The organism is Caballeronia sp. LZ032, assembly GCF_031451315.1.
In the GTDB taxonomy this organism is placed as follows: Bacteria; Pseudomonadota; Gammaproteobacteria; order Burkholderiales; family Burkholderiaceae; genus Caballeronia.
Window position 1 is genome coordinate 12703 of record NZ_JARUXP010000005.1, and the last position, 19488, is coordinate 32190.

Consider the following 19488-nt stretch of genomic DNA (forward strand, 5'->3'; position numbering starts at 1 on the left):
GCCGGCGTTACAGGAACGAGTCTCCACCCATCAGGTCGGAAAGGCGCAGCACCGGGCAATGCGCGCCGCCCAGTTCGACGCCTTTCGCATAGGTCGCTTTCACCGAGTCGGCAATGGCGTGCGTGGCGGTCATGTCCTTCGTCATATCGACGTAGTAACTCAGGTCCTTCAGCGCATTCGACATATGAAAGGTCAAACCGGAGGTCTCGCCGCTTTGCAGGAACGGCCTGACGCGTTCCAGCGCCGCGCCGCCCCCGCCGCCTTTGGCGAGCACATCGGCGAAGACCTCGGGCGCGACGCCTGCGCGTTTCGCGCACGCCGCCGCTTCCGAAATCAGCGCAACCGATCCGAGCGACACGTAGTTGTGCAGCAGCTTCATGGTGTGGCCCGCGCCCGTGCCGCCCACATGCGCGATGTTCTCCGCAAAGCACGCCAGCAGCGGGCGGATCGCTTCAAACGTCGCAGCATCCGCACCGACCAGCAGATTCAGGCGGCCATCGTGGGCTTCCTTGACGCTGCGCGTCATCGGGGCATCGACGAGCAGGCCGCCCGCTTCCGCGACCTGCGCGGCCATGCGCAGCGTGGAGCCGGGCACCGCGGTGGAACAGTCGATCACGATGGCGCCGCGCCTGAGCCCTGCCAGCACGCCGTCCGGGCCCGTCAGGACGGCTTCGACTTCGGGCGAGCCGGTAACGCACAGGATGACGATGTCGGCCTGCTCCGCCAGCGCCGCGCCCGAACCGATGGTCTTCGCGCCGCCCGCGATCAGTTCATCGAGCGGCTGGTTGCCCGGATGCTCCACCACCGTCAGCGGATAGCCATGCCTGATGATGTTGCGAGCAATGCCGTGGCCCATCAAACCAATGCCGATCATGCCGATTCGTTGTTTCATGTCTGTCCCGTTGCATGGAGTGGCCGCGCGCGCTTGCCTGTCACGCGCGCGATAGTGTGCAATCTAACGCCCCGCGGCGATGCTGTGAATGCGAATTCATGAAATCGTCTCTTCGAAGAACTCGAAACCATCCTCTTTCCTGGAAGCCCCGGCATGTTCGATCTCACCTCACTCGCGCTGTTCGGGCGCGCAGTGGCAACCGGAAGCCTGTCGCGCGCCGCGCAGCAGTCGCATATGTCGCTGTCCACGGCGAGCCGGCGCATCGCCTTGCTGGAACATCATTTCCGGGTGACGCTGCTGAACCGCTCGTCGGCGGGCGTCGAGCCCACGCCGGCGGGTGAAGCGCTGGCGCGCCATGCCACCGATCTGCTGGTCCGCACCGATGCGATCCACAGCGAAATGGCCGACTATGCGCTCGGCGCGGTCGGACGCGTGCGCGTGTACGCGAATATCTCGGCGATCGCCCAGCAGTTGCCCGAGCAACTGCGTGCATTCTCCGGGCGCTACGGCGACATCAGCCTGCATATCAGCGAGATGCGCAGCGTCGATATCCTGCAGGCGCTGCGCGATGGCCGCGCCGATATCGGCGTGGTGACGACGCAGCAGCCTGTCGAAGGGCTCCGGCTCGCGCCATATTGCAGCGATCGCATCAGCGTGCTGGTGCCGCAGGATCACGCGCTGCGCGGGCCGTCGGTGGACTTCGCTGCGTTGTTCGATCACGATCTCGTCGCCCTCGATGACAAGTCCGAGATCACGCGTTCATTGGTGCGCGAAGCCGCTGCACTCGGCAGGTCGATCCGCTTTCGCGTGCAGGTGCAGAGTTTCGAGGCGATGTGCCGGCTGATCGCGAGCGGGCAGGGCATCGGCATTCTGCCGGAAGGCGCGGTCGGCCTGTTTCTCGAACCGATGCGCCTGCGCTCTGTGCGCCTGAGTCATCCGTGGGCGGCGCGCATGATGTCGGTCGCGATGCGCGCCGGCGCCGCGCCGCTGCCGACGCAAAAGCTCTTCGACTTCCTGAGTGCGTTCGCCTCGAAGCCGGTGTCGGTCATGCCGGAGGTGTCCCGTGACGACGCGCTGCATCTTGCATGAATTCGAAGGGCCCGTTCCGGCATTCGCACTTCCGCCGTTGGCGGCCCTTCGGTAGATTGGCGGACACCGGACACGATCGACAGGAGACAGGAAAGATGGCGAACGCCGTACACAACATAGCGGTCATCGCGGGCGACGGGATCGGCAAGGAGGTGATGCCCGAAGGATTGCGCGTGCTGCGCGCGGCGGCGGACCGCTTCGACATCGCGCTCAAGTTCGAAGAGTTCGGCGACTGGTGCACCGAACACTACCTGCGCCACGGCACGATGATGCCCGCCGACTGGGACAAGCAGGTCGGCCGGCACGACGCGATTTTCTTCGGCGCGGTAGGCACGCCCGATGTCGTACCCGACCATACCGCGGTGTGGGAATCGGTCATCAAGATCCGTCGTGAATTCGATCAATACGTGAACCTGCGCCCCGTGCGGCTGATGCCCGGCATCCCCGCGCCCCTCGCGGGCCGCAAACCCGGCGACATCGACTTCCTGGTCGTGCGCGAGAACACCGAAGGCGAGTATTCGTCCGTCGGCGGACGCATGTTTCCCGGCACCGAACGCGAATTCGCGGTGCAGGAATCCGTGTTCACGCGCACCGGCGTGGACCGCATCCTCAACTATGCGTTCGAACTCGCGCGCACCCGGCCGCGCAAGCAGCTCACGGCAGCCACCAAGTCGAACGGCATCTCGATCACCATGCCGTACTGGGACGAACGCCTGGCGGAAGCGTCGAAGCGCTATCCGGATATCAAGACCAACAAGTTTCACATCGACATTCTGTGCGCGCACTTCGTGCAGCATCCCGATCGTTTCGACGTGGTCGTGGCTTCCAACCTGTTCGGCGACATTCTTTCGGATCTCGGGCCGGCGTGTACGGGCACCATCGGCATCGCGCCGTCCGCGAACCTGAACCCCGAGCGGCGCTTTCCTTCGCTGTTCGAGCCGGTGCATGGTTCCGCGCCGGATATCGCGGGGCGCGGCATCGCCAATCCGATCGGGCAGATCTGGTCGGCCGCGCTGATGCTGCAACACCTCGGCCGCGGCGACGCGCGTCATGAACAGGCGGCGCAGGCCATCGTCAGCGCCATCGAAAGCGTTCTCGAAGCCGGTCCGCGCACGCCCGACATGGGCGGCGCTTCGACCACCGTGCAACTGGGCAGCGCCGTCGCGGAAGCGGTCGGCAAGGCTTGAGCGAACTGGAGCCAGGTCATGGAATATCGGCACTACATCGGCAACACACCCGTCATGCCGGAAACCGGCGCAACGCTCGACGTGATCGATCCGAGCACGGGTGAAGCATTCGCCGCCATCGCACGCGGCGATGCGCACGACATCGAACGCGCGGTCGCCGCTGCGCAAAACGCCATGGGCGACGCGCTCGACGGCCCGTGGTCGCGGCTGTCGCCGGTCGAACGCAGCGACCTGCTGTTCGCCTATGCGGACGCCGTCGCCCGGCACGCCGATGAACTCGCGCAGCTCGAAGCGCGCGACACCGGCAAGGCGCTCAAGACCGCGCGCAGCGACGCCGCCGTGCTGGTGCGCTATCTGCGTTACTACGCGGGTTGCGTCGACAAGCTGCACGGCGAAACCCTGCCGTACACCACCGGCTTCACGGTGCTGACGGTGCGCGAGCCGATCGGCGTGACGGGCCACATCATTCCGTGGAATTACCCGATGCAGATTTTCGGGCGCAGCGTGGGCGCCTCGCTGGCGGCGGGCAATGCCTGCGTGGTCAAGCCCGCCGAGGACGCGAGCCTGTCGATCCTGCGTCTCGCCGAAATCGCCGCCGAGGCCGGACTGCCGGCGGGTGCGGTCAACGTGGTGACGGGGCTCGGCAGCGAAGCGGGGGCGGCGTTATCGGCGCATCCGGGGATCCGCCATATCTCGTTCACCGGTTCGACGGTGACCGGCGCGCTCGTTGCACAAGCGGCGGCGGCGCGTCATTGTCCGGTCGTGCTGGAGCTCGGCGGCAAGTCGCCGCAACTCGTCTTCGACGACGCCGATCTCGATGCGGCACTGCCCGTCATTCTGAACGCGATCGTGCAGAACGCGGGGCAGACCTGTTCGGCGGGGAGCCGTCTGCTGGTTCAGCGCGGCGTTTATGAGCAAGTGATCGAACGACTGAGCGAACGCTTCTCCGCGATGCGCGCCGGTCCGCCCTCGATGGACCTCGACATGGGGCCGCTCGTCAACGCGAAGCAGCATGCGCGTGTGCGTGCCTTCGTCGAGGCCGCGGAGGCCGAGGGGATTCGCGTCGCCGCGCGCGGCAGGATTGCGGCGGAGGCATCGCATGACGGCTTCTATCAGCCGGCGGTGTTGTTCCGCGACGTCCCGCCGGACAGCCGTCTCGCACAGGAAGAAGTCTTCGGCCCGGTGCTCGCCGCCATGCCTTTCGATACCGAAGCCGATGCCGTGCGGCTGGCCAATGGCACCGAATACGGTCTGGTCGCGGGCGTATGGACGCAGGACGCCTCACGTGGCCTGCGTCTCGCGCGGAAGCTGCAGGCGGGACAGGTGTTCATCAACAACTATGGCGCAGGCGGCGGCGTGGAATTGCCGTTCGGCGGCGTGAAATCGAGCGGGCATGGGCGCGAGAAGGGCTTCGAGGCGCTGTTCGGGTTCACCAACCTGAAAACGGTGGCGATCAGGCACGGGTGAAGAGCGCGTAACCTTTAGCGCGAGGTCGACCGCGCGCCCTCGCAGCCTCACTTCTGCGGCGCGCCCTCCCACGCAGGCAGCGTGGCGCCGTGATAGACCTTCAGAATGGTCGAGGCGACATCGGCTTGCTGATAGCTGTCCACCACCGTTTTCACCCACGGCGCCTTCGCATCCTTCGCGTTCACGGCAATGAAATTGCGATACGGATTGCCCGGCACGCTCTCCTGCGCAATACGTTCCTGCGGAATCCTGATGCCGGCCTTGATGGCCCAGTCCGTGTTGACCACGGCGGCATCGAGGTCGCCGATGGCGCGTCCGACGATGCCTGCGTCGAGCTCCTTGATCTGCACGTGCTTCGGATTGCTGGCGATATCGCGTGCGGTCGGCAGCAGGCCGACTTTGTCACGCAGCTTGATGACGCCATTGGCCTGCAACAGCAACAGCGCGCGGCCTTCATTGCTCGGGTCGTTCGGCACGCCGATGGCTGCGTTCTGCGGCAGCTCCGCCACCGATTTCACCTTGCGCGAATAGAGTCCGATCGGCTGCACATAGGTGAATCCGACCGGCACGATGTCGTAGTGGCGCGCCTGGATCTGCGCATCGAGATACGGCTTGTGCTGGAATGAATTGGCGTCGAGGTCGTGCTGGGCGAGCGCCTCGTTGGGCTGGGTGTAGTCGGCAAAGGTCGTGATCTTCACCGTGATGCCTTGCTTCGCCGCATTGGCCGCGACCGTGCGCCAGACGTCTTCGTCCTCGCCCGACATGATGCCGACTCGAACGGTCTGGCCCGCTGCCTGCACCGGCTGTATGCAGGCCACACCCCAGGCAAGGAGAATCGGGAGCAAGGCGGACTTCATCGGCGGGGTGATCTTCATGGCGGAGCGTAGTCAGTGGAAAAGACGTGATCCTAGTGCGGCGCGCAGGGGGTCGCAAATAACTTCGAGCGCTATGGATATCGCGCATCACGCGCGGCGGGCTATATCGGCGCTCGTGCTTTCCTTTCCATGTGCGCGCTGAAAAGCGTGTGACAAATGCGCGTTTAAGAGCGCGCGTGGCGAACTCTAGAATCGCAGGTTGTCACGTCAAGCCATCCGCTCCGCCATGCCTCGCCACATCCGCCTGAATGCCTTCATGATGAATTGCGTCGGGCATCTCGCGCCCGGTCAGTGGACGGCGCCCGACGACCGCTCGGTCGGCTATCTCGACACGGACTACTGGGTCGATCTCGCGAAGGTGCTCGAGCAGGGCCTGTTCGACGGTCTGTTCCTCGGCGACGTCACCGGCATCTACGACGTGTTCGGCGCCAGCCCCGCGGCGGCGCTCCGTACCGCCGCGCAAGTGCCGATGAACGATCCCGTTCCACTGATTCCGCTGATGGCGCACGCAACGCGACATCTCGGCTTCGGCGTCACGGTGTCCGTCGCTTACGAGACGCCCTATCTGCTCGCGCGGCGCTTAACGACGCTCGATCATCTGACTCGCGGCAGGGTGGCCTGGAACGTCGTGACGTCTTACCTGCAAAGCGGCGCGCGCAGTCTCGGTCAGACGGAACTGCGCGCCCACGATGAGCGCTACGATCGCGCCGACGAGTTCCTGGAGGTTTGCTATCAGCTTTGGGAAGGAAGCTGGCAGGAGGGCGCGCTCAGGCGCGACCGGCAACGCGGTGTGTATGCCGATCCCGAACGGGTGCGCCCGATCGCGCACAAGGGCCGTTACTTCGAGAGCGAAGGGATCTTCCAGTGCGAACCGTCGCCGCAACGCACGCCCTTGCTGTTCCAGGCCGGTGGCTCGGCGCGCGGCACGCGCTTTGCCGCACGCCACGCCGAGTGCATCTTTCTCGGGGCGCCGACGCGCAATGGCCTGCGCACTTCGGCCCGCGCGATGCGTGCGGCGCTGGAACAGGCAGGACGCGCGCCCCACAGCGCGCAGCTTTTCGCGATGCTGACCGTGATCGTCGACGAGACCGCCGAGCGGGCGCAGGAACGCTACGAAGCGTACCGGCAACGGGCGAGCTATGACGGGGCGATCGCGTTGCTTTCGGGCTGGACGGGGATCGACCTGTCGCGCTACCGGCCGGACGACACCCTGAGCTATGTCGATACGGACGCCGGCCAGTCGGCGCTTGCTTCCTTCAGCAAGCTCGATCCGGAACGCGAATGGACCGTGCGCGATGCCGTGGAGTTCGTGAGCATCGGCGGAAGAGGCGCCGTGGTGGTCGGCGACGCCGCGCAAGTCGCCGATGAATTGCAGTCGCTGATGGAAGACACCGGAATCGATGGGTTCAATCTCGCGTGGGTGGAGTCGCCGCGCACCTTCCACGATGTCGTCGAGTATCTCGTGCCCGAGCTTCAGCGGCGCGGGGCTTACAAGACCGCCTATGCCGAAGGCACGCTGCGCGAGAAGCTGCTAGGCGAGGGCCCTTGTCTGCAAGCGCCGCATGTGGGCGCGAGCTTCCGCTGAATCGGCGAGCGTTTCCAGGCGGTCATGGCACATCGTGCGACGCATTTCGACGCGTCTCTTGCGGCGCCAGGACCCCTGCGCAATCGCCGTCGTCAGCATAGTTGCAATCCCGATCGTGCCTCGTGAAAAAGCGACGCATGACCGGACATCTGACTGATCGAGCATGCCGAAAATCCCGCGTTTCTCATCGTTCTCCGCAAACCGGTCGCGCGACTCCGCGAAGGCCAACCCGCAATCGCCCGCTTCGCCGCGACGACGGCTGCTGGGCGGTCTCGCGCTGTCGGCAGTCGTGACGCCGCGCGCGAAGGCCGCTTCCACACTCTTGCAGCCGCTCGGCGTCGAGCCCTGGACGCGCGTACCCGGCGCTCCGATTCTCGACCATCCGTATGGCCAGCCGTCGCCGCACGAATCAGGCGTCGTGCGCCGCGCGGCGCGTGCATGGCCGGTGCCGGGCGCGGCTTCGTCGCTGACGCCGCTGGCCGATCTGCATGGCGCGATCACGCCGAACGGACTCGTCTATGAGCGCCATCATGCCGGCGTACCGGATATCGATCCGGATCAGCACCGGCTCGTGATCCATGGTCTCGTGCGTGAGCCGAAGCTGTTCACGATGGACGACGTGCTGCGCCTGCCTTCCGAATCACGCGTGCACTTTCTCGAATGTTCGGGCAACACCGCGAGCGAATGGAAAGGGCCGAGCGGCTTGCCCGTGCAGCTCACGCATGGTCTTCTGTCGTGCTGCGAGTGGACCGGCGTCCGGCTTTCGACGTTGATCGAGGCCGCCGGCGGCCTCGTGACGAACGATGGTCAGGAACCGCGCTGGATTCTCGCGGAAGGCTCGGATGCTGCGGCCATGACGCGCAGCCTGCCGCTCGACCGCGTGCTCGATCATGCGCTGGTCGTGTACGCGCAAAACGGCGAACGCCTGCGGCCGGAGAACGGCTATCCGCTGCGGCTTCTGATCCCGGGCTTCGAAGGCAACACGCACGTCAAGTGGCTGCGCAGGCTGAAGCTCGTCGATGCGCCGCTCGAAACGCGCGAGGAGACGTCGAAATACACGAACCTGCTGGCCGATGGCCGCGCGCGTCAGTTCGTGTTCGAGATGGACGCGAAATCCGTCATCACACGGCCATCGCCCGGGCACGCGCTGACGACTCACGGCTATTACCCGATCACAGGACTGGCGTGGTCGGGACGCGGCGCTATCCGCGGGGTCGACGTGTCCGTCGATGGCGGGCGATCCTGGCAAGCGGCGCGGCTCGATGGCCCGGTGCGCGATCGTGCGCTCACCCGCTTTCATTTCGGCTGGGTGTGGAACGGCGAGCCGGCCGCGATACTTTCGCGGGCGACGGATTCGACCGGGTATGTCCAGCCCACCCGCGAGGCGCTGGTCGCCGCGCGCGGGTTGAACTCGAACTACCACTACAACGGCATCCAGCAATGGCGCATCGGCGCCGATGGCAGCGTGAAAAATGCATAGCGACATCGCTCGAAACCGGCGTTCCTTGCGCCCGATGATGGTGGGCCTGACTGCGCTCTGTCTGGCCGCCTGCTCAGGTCCGTCGCGAGACGGACGTGCTTCGCATGGCACGGCGGCTGATGCGACGCCGCGCGCCGCCATCGACGCCATCGGCACCCCGGTGAGCGCCGCGGACATCGCCGCGTGGAACATCGACGTCGCACCCGACGGCCACGGCCTGCCTGCGGGCAGCGGCGACGTGGCGACCGGCGCCCGGATCTTCGCGACGAAGTGCGCCGCGTGCCATGGTGCGAAGGGCGAGGGCGTGCTTGGCGACCAGCTGGTCGGTGGCCGCGGCACGCTCGCGAGTGCGAAGCCGGTGCGCACGGTCGGCAGCTACTGGCCGTACGCGACGACCCTCTTCGACTACATCCGCCGCGCGATGCCGTATAACGCGCCGCAGTCGTTGAGCGCGGACGAGGTGTATGCGCTGAGCGCGTGGATCCTGAACCAGAACGGCATCGTTCCCGACGATGCTCGCCTCGATGCCCATTCGCTGGCTGCCATCCGCATGCCGAATCGGGATGGATTCGTTACGGACCCGCGGCCGGGACGGCTTTGATCAGGATGCCGGCGGCTTGCGCCTGAACGCCGATGGTTCATGAAGCCCGGTGCGATCGAGCGTGTTTCCGCGACTTGAAGTAACTTGGCGCGATACCTCACTCCTTCATTCATCCACGCGATGCCACACTCCCGCCAACTTCATCTCGGCGCGTTCATGCGTCCGGTCAGCCTGCACACCGGCGCGTGGCGCTATCCCGGCGCGTACCCCGATGCCAACTTCAACTTCCGGCATCTGAAGCAGTTCGTCCAGAAGCTCGAGCAAGCCTGCTTCGATGCGTTCTTCATGGCCGATCATCTCGCGGTGCTCAACATGTCCGTGAATGCGCTCAAGCGCAGCCACACCGCGACATCGTTCGAGCCCTTCACGTTGCTGTCCGCGCTCGCCTCGGTGACGGAACGCATCGGGCTGGTGGCGACGGCGTCGACCACCTTCGACGAGCCGTATCACATTGCACGGCGTTTTGCGTCGCTGGATCATCTGAGCGAGGGGCGCGCGGGGTGGAACCTCGTCACCACGTCGAATCCGGATGCCGCACGAAACTTCGGCCGCGAAGACCACATGGAGCACGACGAGCGCTACCGACGCGCGCGCGAGTTCTACGATGTCGTGACGGGTCTGTGGGACAGCTGGGCCGATGACGCCTTCGTGCGCGACACCGCCAGCGGCCTCTTCTTCGATCCGGACAAGCTGCACGTGCTCGACCACAAGGGGCCGTATCTGTCGGTGCGCGGGCCGTTGAACATCGCGCGGCCGGTGCAGGGCTGGCCGGTGGTGGTGCAGGCGGGGTCGTCGGAGGCGGGCAGGCAGCTTGCCGCCGAAACGGCGGATGCGGTGTTTACCGCGCAGCCGAATCTCGCAGCGGCCAGGCGCTTCTATGCCGATGTCAAAGGCCGCATGGAACGCGCCGGCCGCGCGCGCGAGCATCTGAAGATATTGCCCGGCGCGTTCGTCGTCGTGGGCGATTCGCGCGACGAAGCGCAGGAGAAGCGCGCCTTGCTCGACACCTTCGTGCACGACGACAGCGGCTTCGCTTCATTGTCGATTGCGCTAGGCCACGATGTCTCGCCCTTCGATCCCGATGGCCCGCTGCCCGACATTCCCGAGACCAACGCGAGCAAGAGCGCGCGTGAACGCGTGATCGAGATGGCGCGCACGGAAGGACTTACCGTCCGGCAACTGGCGCAGCGTGTCGGCGGCTATTCCGGCTTGCAGATGGTGGGAACTGCGCAAGAGATCGCCGACGAGATGGAGCAATGGCTCGTCGAGGAGGGCAGCGACGGATTCAATGTGATGTTCCCGTTCCTGCCCGAAGGGCTCGATGATTTCGTCGGGAAGGTGGTGCCCGAGTTGCAACGGCGCGGCCTCTTCCGACGCGTCTACGAAGGCACGACGTTGCGAGAGCATCTCGGCTTGCCGAGGCCGGGCAACCGCTTCTTCGAGCGCGAGTAAGTTCTTCGCGTCCTGCGAGACACTCACGGCGGCCAGCCCGCCGTATGAGAGGAGTGTGATCCGCGCCACTTAGGGGTGAATTACGTCGTCCCGGCGCGGCAAATCCTGTCGTAACTCTTCGCTCATTGTCGCGGCCTAGATTACGTCCCGTGATCAAAGCATTGCGGACGAGCGAAATGACCGCCTATATTGACAAGACGCAAGTCAAGGAAGTGGCCGCGCTGAGCAGGACCTTTACCGAACGCACGGAGTGGCCGACCTGGATTCTGATCGCGGTCATCCACGGCGGCTGGCTCGCGGTCGTTCTCGCGGTGCACGCAGGGCGCTTGCCGCTGGTCGTGGGCACGCCGTTGCTGATCCTGCTTTGTGCGTGGCATATGTCGCTCCAGCATGAACTGCTGCATGGACATCCGACGCGCTCCGTACGCATCAACCAGTTGCTCGGCAGTGTTCCCTTGTCGGTCTGGTATCCCTACCGGATCTATCGCGACACGCATCTTGCGCATCATCGCGATGCCCGGCTGACCGCGCCCGGTCTCGATCCGGAAAGCAATTACGTGCTGCGCGAACAATGGGGCGCGGCGTCGCCGCTGCAACGCGATTTGTGGCGGGCACGGAAGACTTTTATCGGCCGGCTTCTGGTCGGGCCGCCGCTCAGTGTCTTCTCGATGCTGAAGGCAACGTTCGATGACTGGCGCCACGGCGAATGGCGTTACGCACGGGTCTGGGCGGTGCATGCCGTCGTCGTGGCGGCGCTGCTCTTCTGGCTGCAACGGTTCGAAGGCATCGCATGGTGGTATTACCTGCTGGTCGTGACATGGCCTGCGCTTTCCCTGGCCATGATCCGGTCGCTCTATGAGCACCGTGCGGACCCGGAGCCGAAACACCGCATCGCCATCAACGAAGCGGGATGGGTCATGCGGCTGCTCTATCTGAACAACAACTATCATCTCGTGCATCACGATCTTCCGCATTTGCCGTGGTATCACCTGCCGCGCGTGTACCGGATGCGCCGCAATGCTTACGCTGCGAGAAACGGCGCGTTCGTGATCCATGGCGGGTATTGGGAGTTGCTGAAACGCTATGCGTGGAACGAGACTGATGCGCCTGTGCACCCGGGGTTCGCGAGTGCGGGGGACTGTTGTGCGATTCAAGGACCTGCTGCGGAAAAACGCGTTGAGGATGAGCAGGTGGTTGCGTGAGGATACTATTGCTTACTGCTTGGTTGCTGTCTGGCTTCTGCCATAGCATTGGCCTACCCTGAGAGTCTCACCTCGATTACTTTGCCTGGGACGATACGTGTATGAAGATTCCTGTGCTCATTGTTGGCGCCGGCCCCGTGGGGATGACGCTGGCATCCGAACTGGATCGCTACGGCATTCCTGTTCGTATCGTTGACAAGGCGCCGCGCCGAACCGACAAATCCAAGGCCATGGTGCTCTGGAGCAGGACGCTGGAGCTGCTTGACCGGGGCGTTGGCGGCGCGGCGCCGTTCGTCGATGCCGGCTTCAAACTCGAGGGCGTGACATTCATTGCGAGCGATCGAGTCGTGGGTCGAGTCGCCATGGATTCGATTCCGAGCTTGCACAACTACGCGCTGGCGCTGCCACAGTCAGAGACGGAGCGACTGCTGGAGGAGCGGCTGGTCAAGCAGGGAGTCCGCGTCGAGCGCGACGTCGAGGCGACGATGATCGCGCCTGACGATTCAGGAGCGGACACGGTGCTGGTCCATGGTGATGGTCGAAAGGAAACCGTGCGCGTTGACTGGATGATCGGGTGCGATGGTGCGCACAGCACAGTACGCCATGCCATGAGCGTTCCTTTCGCGGGGGAGACGCTGTTGAGCGACTGGTTCCTCGCAGACGTACACATGAGCGGCTACCCTCGGCCGGACACTGACGCTTCCATTCATTGGCATAAGGACGGCGTCCTGCTTATCTTCCCGATCCAGCCAGGGCGTTACAGAATCATCGGCGATCTGCCAGCCACTGAAGGAGCCACTCCGCCGACACCGACGCTCGATCAGGTGCAGCATCTCGTGGATCAGCGTGGCCCCGCCGGAACCCGCTTGAACGGCGCGATCTGGCTGTCCGGTTTCCGGATAAACGGCCGCAAAGTCGCAAGCTATCGAAAGAGGCGCACGTTCCTTGCCGGAGACGCTGCTCATATTCACAGTCCTGCAGGCGGACAGGGCATGAACACGGGCATGCAGGATGCCATGAATCTCGGCTGGAAGCTTGCCCTGGTCATAAGAGGTGATGCCGACGAATCCCTGCTCGACAGCTATAGTCCCGAACGGAGTTCAGTGGGAGATACGGTACTCAAGGCGGCTGAACGGCTGACCGCCGTCGCCACGATTCGTAATCCGGTGGCACAGCAGTTGCGCAATCTCGCCGCGCATTTTGCGTTGGGACTGACGCACTTTTCCAGCGGCGTTGCCGAAACGATGTCGGAGGTCGACATTCACTACGCCGATAGTCCGCTCAATGGCCCGCATCATGGCAGTCTGAAGTCTGGACAGAGAGTGGCGCCAGTCGAAGGGCAGGCTGCGGCTGGCTCGGGGTCACGGCCTGTGTTCGTTCTGTGTGGAATGGAAAGCAGTCAGGTCGAAAGTCTCGTGAACACATTTCCTGGCCTGCTCGACGCAACTATCAAGCCGCCGCTGCACGCCGATACGATCTCGCTCGTGCGCCCGGATGGTTATCTGGCGTGCTCGTCTCAGGACACTGGCGAGATTGCGGCTTATCTTCGTCGAATCGAAGGATCATCTCGAATGCGCGCTTCCTAGTATTCAGGGCATCGACCGGTCAGGATGGACAAAAAATTCCTTCGACCAATCCGGCGATAGCGAACCGCGATTCAATTCGAATAGTTGTGGGGCAAGACGCTTGTGAGTGGACTTCAAAGACGGCCGATAAGGCTTGACAGACGTCGCCTCGTGGGACTATTACCATCTCATCCAAGCCGGTTCTTGTAGCCGAAGCCTCGAATGAGTTTCCCATGACGACACTCCTGGTCTTCGCTGCAGTCTTGCCCTGGTTACTCATCGTCTTTGGCTGCTGGTTTGGCTATCAGCTGCTGCGTCAACACGGACGAATCTTGCTGAGCCTGGAAGCGCTCGAGAAGGGCTTTCAGGGCGGACTCGCTGAGCCGCCCGGTCCCGCATCGGCTGCACTGAACGGCCTCTCGCCGGGCTCCATCGCTCCGGATTTCGAATTGCCTGATCTTTCCGGAACGCTTCACCGGCTCTCGGCGTTTCGAGGCCGTCCTGTCCTGCTCATCTTCTTCAATCCGGCCTGCAGTTTCTGCACGAGCATGATGCCGGAGCTGAGTGCCTTCGCGCGTGAGGGCGAAGGCAGCAAGCCAATGCCGCTGGTGATAACCACAGGAGAAGCCGAGGTCAACCGTCAGATCTTCCGGACCCACGGCTTCGAAGGCCCGGTGCTGCTGCAAGAACAAATGGAAGTGGCCGCGCAGTATCGCGCGCACGGTACGCCGGTGGGCTACCTGATCGACGAGGCGGGAAGCGTCGCCAGCGAATTGGCCATGGGCGCGGCAGCCTTGCTGGCGTTAGCGACCCCTCAAGCCGTTGAGGAGCCGGACAGCGGGCATCCGGCCGCTCGGGGAAACAAGCCCCTGGAGAAAAGCCGGCTCAACCGCAGCGGCCTCAAAGCCGGAACGCCTGCGCCGAATTTCCGCTTGCCGAGCCTCGATGGAGAGGAGCGAGCCCTTGAGGATTTCCGGGGCAGGCGCGTGTTGCTGGTCTTCACCGACCCGGCTTGTGGCCCATGCGAGCGTCTGGCGCCGCATCTGGAACGCGTGCATCGGGAGCAAAAAGACGTGCTGGTGCTCATGGTGAGCCGGCAGGACGCAGAAACCAACCGCCAGAAGGTGGCCAAGCTGGGATTGACGTTCCTGGTGGTGCTGCAGAGAAACTGGGAGGTCTCGCTCCAGTACGCGACCTTCGCTACGCCGGTGGGCTATCTCATCGATGAGCGTGGAGTACTCGAATCAGATGTCGCGGAAGGATCCGATGCCATATTGGCCCTGGCAGACAGCCAGAGCGCGCTTTCAAACCGCGCTGAAAGTCTTTTGTGATTGAGCGATTGAATTCTCGGAACGCAATGCCTACCGATTCCAGGACGCCGCCATGAAAACCCGCCCCGCCAATTCAAATGCAACGGACCATCGATTCGATGCCTGGACCAAGGCCGTGGCGCGCAAGCCGGCCCGGCGCAGAACCTTGCAACTGATAGGCGGTGGCTTGTTTGGGGCGTTCCTGACTTCGCTCGGGTCGAGAAGCCGGGCTGCAAGCAGTACTGCCGCCGCTGCTTCCAGCGCCTCGCTCACTGCCGGCGCCGCCGATAACATCGCGGCTGCTTTGGCGAACAATGGGCTTGCGATCTGCCGCAACCAGGAGTACGCGTTATGCGCGGGTGTCCAATGCTTCGTGTACAACAGCGTGGCCTATTGCCGCTGCAACGTGTTGTATGGCGACAGCGTGAGCCGCCGCTTGTCCTATTCCGGCGGGGACGTTTGCAATGTGAATGCCGAGGGTTCCAGCAAAGGTTTCGTCGTGAGCACGTTCAGCGTTCCCCCGGCAAGCGTAGGGCCCTCCGGAACCCGAGCGCTCTACTTCTGCCCTCCATCGTCAAAGTCCGGCGCCTATGCCTCATGCGATGGCGGCATCTGTTTCGCGAGCACACGAGGCCAATCGTTCCCGGGCCTCGGCCGGCTCGGACAGGACCAGATCGTGTGTTCCTGTCCGATTGCGAGCGGCGCTTCAGGCCAGGCGGCCAAGGTAGGCCACCAGATCTTCGGCCCCTACCCGTGCCAGGTCTCCTTCTTCGAGAATTGCACGAGCGCCGGCGCCAGCGGGGACAACGGTACGATCATCTACGAAGGCGCACCTGCAGGCTCGTACGAAATTGGCGCCTTCGTGTTGAACCGCGCACCTGCGCACTTCAACATGTGTCTTCCATAGCGGCAGCCTTGCGAAGGGTGCTTTTCGTGCTGTGGCCTTTGCTTAGTTCGTGAGTTCTTTTCGAACGATTTCCGCGCCCGCACTCAAGGCACTCAGCTTGCCTCTCGCGATGGCACGCGACAATGGCGCCATGCCGCAGTTAGTGCACGGATAGAGCTTGTCGGCATCCACGAACTGCAGCGCCTTGCGCAACGTGCTGGCGACTTCTTCGGCGGTTTCGATGGTATCGCTTGCCACATCGATGGCGCCCACCATCACCTTCTTCCCCCGAATGAGCTCGATCAGCTCCATGGGAACGTGCGAGTTGTGACATTCCAGCGAAACCATGTCGATACTGGACTTCTGCAGCTTCGGGAAGGCTTCCTCGTATTGCCGCCACTCCGATCCCAGTGTCTTCTTCCAGTCCGTATTGGCCTTGATGCCATAGCCATAGCAAATATGCACGGCGGTCTCGCACTTGAGACCTTCGATCGCCCGCTCCAGCGTGGCGACGCCCCATTCATTCACCTCATCGAAGAACACATTGAAGGCGGGCTCGTCGAACTGGATGATGTCGACGCCGGCGGCCTCCAACTCTTTGGCTTCCTCGTTCAGTATCTTGGCGAACTCCCAGGCGAGCTTTTCGCGACTCTTGTAATGATCGTCGTAAAGCGTATCGATCATGGTCATCGGGCCTGGCAACGCCCATTTGATGGGCTGCGTGGTCTGCTGGCGCAGGAACCTGGCATCGTCAACGAAAACCGGCTTTTGCCGGGCGACTGCATCAACGACCGTCGGCACGCTGGCATCATAGCGATCACGAATGCGGACGGTCTTGCGATTTTCGAAATCGACGCCGCTGAGGTGCTCGATAAACGTGGTCACGAAATGCTGGCGCGTTTGCTCGCCATCACTGACGATATCGATGCCCGCATGTTGCTGTTCCTGCAACGACAAACGCAAGGCATCCTGTTTGCCTTCAATCAAGCCTTGTTCCTGCAATTTCCAGGGTGACCAGAGTTTCTCGGGTTCTGCAAGCCAGGAGGGTTTGGGCAAGCTGCCGGCAGTGGAGGTGGGTAGCAGTTTTTTCACGGTAGACGATCTTGCGTTGTTGTTATTCAAAGAGCGTAGTCAGCGGACCACTGCTCGAGGACGGCCTGGTAAGGTTTGATGAATTGCTCTTCAACAAACCGTCCCTGCTCGATAGCCAGCCGGCTGCGTTCTTCCCGATCGTAGACAATTCGAGTCAAGGAAAAATCCTGGTGTTTCAAGCTGGGCTGATAGGATTTTCCTGCCGGAGAATTCGCGTTGTAGATCTCGGGCCGATAGATCTTCTGGAAGCTATCCATCGTGCTGATGGTGCTGATCAGTTCGAGGTTGGTGTAATCAGAAAGCAGATCGCCAGTGAAGTAGAAGGCCAGAGGCGCAACGCTGTTCTCGGGCATGAAATAGCGAACCTTCAAGCCCATTTTTTCGAAATATTCGTCTGTCAGGGAGTAGGCATCCTGCTGGTATTCGACGCCCAGTACAGGGTGCCGGTTCGCAGTCCGCCGATAGGTCTTGCTGCTCGAAACACTGAGGCATATCACGGGCGGCTTGGCGAAGTGCTCCTTGTAAGCGCGTGAATTGATGAAACTCTTGAACAGGTTCCCATGCAGGTCGCCGAAATTGTCGGGCGTGCTGAAGCCAGTCCGGCTCTTGTTATGTTCCAGCAATACCACGCTGAAGTCATAATCCCGCACATAAGACGAAAAATTATTGCCCGCGATGCCTTCGATGATCTTATGGGTCTTCCGGTCGAGAATGCTCGTTTTCAGTATTTCGATCAAAGGCAGCGCATTCGACCTGCTTTCACCGCCAAGGTCCATCTCCACGGAAATGATATCCAGCTTGACGGAATACCGATCACCTTCAGGATTGTCCCAATGCGCCAGTGCATTGAAACAATTGTCGATCATCGTGAACGTATTGCGCAAGTTATCCTGGCGACTCGTTCCTCTCGCCAGGTTGGCAAAATTGGTCGTGATTCGCGTATTGTCCGCAGGATGATAGTCTTCATCGAAGCGGATGCTGTTTATGGCAAATTTGATCTCTTTACTCATCGTGACCTGCACCCTGATTTCTGATTTGAAACCCGCATCTGTCCGTTGCTGGTTCAATGCTTCGCGCATCTCTTCAGAAGGGAACTGACTGGCAGCGATGATATAGTTTCAGACGCATGAATAAAAATGGATTTATTTCATGCAAGCATCAAATTTGTTCATGGATTGGGGCGTGGTGGATTCGTCACGCGGTCGAGAAGCTGGAGCAGCAGCCCGGTAGGCTGGTACGGGCGCGCGAGCTTTCTGCAACGATCAGGCTCATCGAGAGCGTGGGCGTCCCGACCATCCAGAAGTGCGTGCTGGCGACCGGCGATCGGGTGCCCGCACATCTCAATGCGACAGGCCGAGGTCTGCTCGGCCCGCGCGCACGTAACGGACTCAATCACATCCACCCGCTGAACCGGCTTGCAGTGAACGATGCAGCCGTGAGCGTCGGGATAGTCCGGCAGCACGCGAGCGATGCGCGGCCAGAGAATCGTATCGATTGCATGGTCGGTGGCGGTGATGCGAATGGTCCCGGCGGGCTTGTCGCGCGTTTCGATCACTGCGGCAAGTTCACTCTCGATCTCTTCGAGGCGCTGGACGCAATGTGAAGGCGGTCCATTGTGGAGATGCGCGCGGGCGACGTGATCTGGTGTCCTCCGGGGCACAAGCATTGGCACGGTGCGTCGTTGACCACGTCGGTTACGCACATCGCCATTCAGGAGGCGCTCGACGGGAAAAATGTCGAGTGGTTAGAACCGGTGACGGACGAGCAATATCTCGTTGGACCATCAGGGCAGTGCGATCCCCGAACTCACAACCCTTCCTGAGCCACATGCATCGACCGGACATCATCCGCCCGTGCAGGAGTCGCCATTACGACTTCCTCGGTGCCGGGAGAGGCCGCCTCCGCATGCAGAAAACGAATCAGCGGCTCCAGAAGCGGATGCGGCTCGTGCGGGTTCCGGCGCACCACGAAGCGCCATGACGCCAGCTTCGCGCCGCCGTGCAGAAGCGGTACGAGCCGGCCGCTGCGCAGTTCGGGATCGATCAGCGGAACACGGCCCAGCGCTATGCCCGCACCGCCCAGCGCCGCGCCGATCACCTGGCTGAAGCTGCTGTAGCGGACGATCTTCGACTCGAAATCGGCCGGCAGGGTGAACGCGGAGGTCCAGTTGCGCCACTCGATCTCCGGGCTTGCCTCGTGCATCTCCTGCAGCAAGCGGCTGCGGCACACCGACTTCGACGCGAACGGATACATCTCGGGACTGCACACCGGGAATACCGTCTCGCGCAGCAGCACGTCGTCGTCTGGTTTCAGATTGCCTTCATGCACGTGGACGATGGCGAGATCCACGCCGGTGCGCACGAACTCCGGTTCGCCATCGAGCACGACCGCGTTGATCGGGAAATGCGGATGCATCGACGAGAACTGGGCGAGCCGCCGCGCAAGCCACATCGAGGAGAACGGCGCGTTCGCCGACACAGTGAGTTGCCGCGCTGCGCCGCGAATGTCGTTGCAGGCGTCGCCGATGAGCGCGAGCGCGCTGCTGGCGGCAGGCAAGAGCCGCGCGCCCGCAGGCGTGACACGGATGCCGCCCAGACCGGTGCTGCGTTCCAGCAGCCGCGCGCCCAGTGCTTCCTCCAGCGCGCGAATCTGATGACTGACCGCGCTGGTCGAGACGTTCAGCTCCGCCGCCGCGCGTGCGAAGCCCCCGAGCCGGACGGCTGCTTCGAAAGCGCGCAGGGTGTTGAGCGGAGGAAGACGGGTCATGGGGGTAGTGTAAGTTATTCAACACCCCCATGAGAAATG

The 19488-nt window shown here is 63.0% G+C and carries 16 protein-coding genes and 2 pseudogenes; 12 read left to right on the plus strand and 6 right to left on the minus strand.

Annotated elements, in window-relative coordinates:
- Window positions 1-7: 7 nt before the first annotated feature.
- A complete protein-coding gene (locus tag QCE69_RS34600) occupies window positions 8-892 on the minus strand; it encodes an NAD(P)-dependent oxidoreductase (RefSeq protein ID WP_309935467.1) in 885 nt (294 codons plus the stop codon).
- A 153-nt stretch (window positions 893-1045) separates the two neighbouring features.
- On the opposite strand from QCE69_RS34600, the gene QCE69_RS34605 reads away from it, so the two are divergent.
- The 3 genes from QCE69_RS34605 to QCE69_RS34615 all read left to right on the plus strand — a co-directional run bounded on the left by QCE69_RS34605 (window position 1046) and on the right by QCE69_RS34615 (window position 4635).
- Window positions 1046-1981 (plus strand): LysR family transcriptional regulator, encoded by a 936-nt coding sequence (locus tag QCE69_RS34605; protein ID WP_309935468.1) that lies wholly within the window; start codon window positions 1046-1048, stop codon window positions 1979-1981.
- A gap of 95 nt (window positions 1982-2076) precedes the next feature.
- Window positions 2077-3168: a tartrate dehydrogenase gene (locus tag QCE69_RS34610; RefSeq protein WP_309921754.1), complete on the plus strand. Its 1092-nt coding sequence runs from the start codon at window positions 2077-2079 to the stop codon at window positions 3166-3168.
- 18 nt (window positions 3169-3186) lie between these two features.
- A complete protein-coding gene (locus QCE69_RS34615; RefSeq protein ID WP_309935469.1) occupies window positions 3187-4635 on the plus strand; it encodes an aldehyde dehydrogenase family protein in 1449 nt (482 codons plus the stop codon).
- Between the two features lie 47 nt (window positions 4636-4682).
- Here the strand turns inward: QCE69_RS34615 and QCE69_RS34620 are convergent, their stop codons facing one another.
- A complete protein-coding gene (locus QCE69_RS34620; protein ID WP_309935470.1) occupies window positions 4683-5510 on the minus strand; it encodes a MetQ/NlpA family lipoprotein in 828 nt (275 codons plus the stop codon).
- A 226-nt stretch (window positions 5511-5736) separates the two neighbouring features.
- Here QCE69_RS34620 and QCE69_RS34625 point away from each other — a divergent pair, with 226 nt between their 5' ends.
- From QCE69_RS34625 to QCE69_RS34660, 8 genes are all read left to right on the plus strand, one after another.
- Window positions 5737-7095, plus strand: coding sequence for an LLM class flavin-dependent oxidoreductase (locus QCE69_RS34625; protein ID WP_309935471.1), 1359 nt, complete (start codon window positions 5737-5739; stop codon window positions 7093-7095).
- Between the two features lie 163 nt (window positions 7096-7258).
- The gene (gene soxC / locus QCE69_RS34630) at window positions 7259-8575 is read left to right on the plus strand and encodes a sulfite dehydrogenase (RefSeq protein WP_309935472.1); all 1317 of its coding nucleotides are present in this window, start codon (window positions 7259-7261) and stop codon (window positions 8573-8575) included.
- Entirely contained in the window at window positions 8568-9176 is a 609-nt protein-coding gene (locus tag QCE69_RS34635; protein WP_309935473.1) for a cytochrome c, read from the plus strand. Before soxC ends, QCE69_RS34635 begins: the two co-directional genes overlap by 8 nt.
- Window positions 9177-9296: 120 nt before the next feature.
- Window positions 9297-10628, plus strand: a complete 1332-nt coding sequence (locus tag QCE69_RS34640) for an LLM class flavin-dependent oxidoreductase (RefSeq protein ID WP_309935474.1) — start codon at window positions 9297-9299, stop codon at window positions 10626-10628.
- A gap of 176 nt (window positions 10629-10804) precedes the next feature.
- On the plus strand, window positions 10805-11830 hold the full coding sequence (locus QCE69_RS34645) for a fatty acid desaturase (RefSeq protein WP_309921774.1): 1026 nt from the start codon (window positions 10805-10807) through the stop codon (window positions 11828-11830).
- 101 nt (window positions 11831-11931) lie between these two features.
- Complete coding sequence (locus QCE69_RS34650; RefSeq protein WP_309935475.1) at window positions 11932-13416, plus strand: FAD-dependent monooxygenase; 1485 nt, start codon at window positions 11932-11934, stop codon at window positions 13414-13416.
- Between the two features lie 212 nt (window positions 13417-13628).
- The gene (locus tag QCE69_RS34655; protein WP_309935476.1) at window positions 13629-14726 is read left to right on the plus strand and encodes a redoxin domain-containing protein; all 1098 of its coding nucleotides are present in this window, start codon (window positions 13629-13631) and stop codon (window positions 14724-14726) included.
- A gap of 52 nt (window positions 14727-14778) precedes the next feature.
- Window positions 14779-15612, plus strand: coding sequence for a hypothetical protein (locus QCE69_RS34660; protein WP_309935477.1), 834 nt, complete (start codon window positions 14779-14781; stop codon window positions 15610-15612).
- Between the two features lie 42 nt (window positions 15613-15654).
- On the opposite strand, the gene QCE69_RS34665 is transcribed toward QCE69_RS34660, so the two are convergent.
- The 3 genes and pseudogenes from QCE69_RS34665 to QCE69_RS34675 all read right to left on the minus strand — a co-directional run.
- Window positions 15655-16683, minus strand: a complete 1029-nt coding sequence (locus tag QCE69_RS34665) for a methionine synthase (RefSeq protein ID WP_309935478.1) — start codon at window positions 16681-16683, stop codon at window positions 15655-15657.
- A gap of 26 nt (window positions 16684-16709) precedes the next feature.
- A complete protein-coding gene (locus QCE69_RS34670) occupies window positions 16710-17693 on the minus strand; it encodes a DUF1852 domain-containing protein (RefSeq protein ID WP_309935764.1) in 984 nt (327 codons plus the stop codon).
- Window positions 17694-18124: 431 nt separating this feature from the next.
- Window positions 18125-18271: pseudogene (locus tag QCE69_RS34675) on the minus strand (LysR family transcriptional regulator); the annotation flags it as partial.
- A gap of 1 nt (window position 18272) precedes the next feature.
- On the opposite strand from QCE69_RS34675, the pseudogene QCE69_RS34680 reads away from it, so the two are divergent.
- Window positions 18273-18505 (plus strand): annotated as a pseudogene (locus QCE69_RS34680) (cupin domain-containing protein); the annotation flags it as partial.
- On the opposite strand, the gene QCE69_RS34685 reads toward QCE69_RS34680, so the two are convergent.
- Complete coding sequence (locus QCE69_RS34685) at window positions 18490-19449, minus strand: LysR family transcriptional regulator (RefSeq protein WP_309921786.1); 960 nt, start codon at window positions 19447-19449, stop codon at window positions 18490-18492. The pseudogene QCE69_RS34680 and the gene QCE69_RS34685 sit on opposite strands and share 16 nt — an antisense overlap.
- Window positions 19450-19488 lie beyond the last annotated feature (39 nt).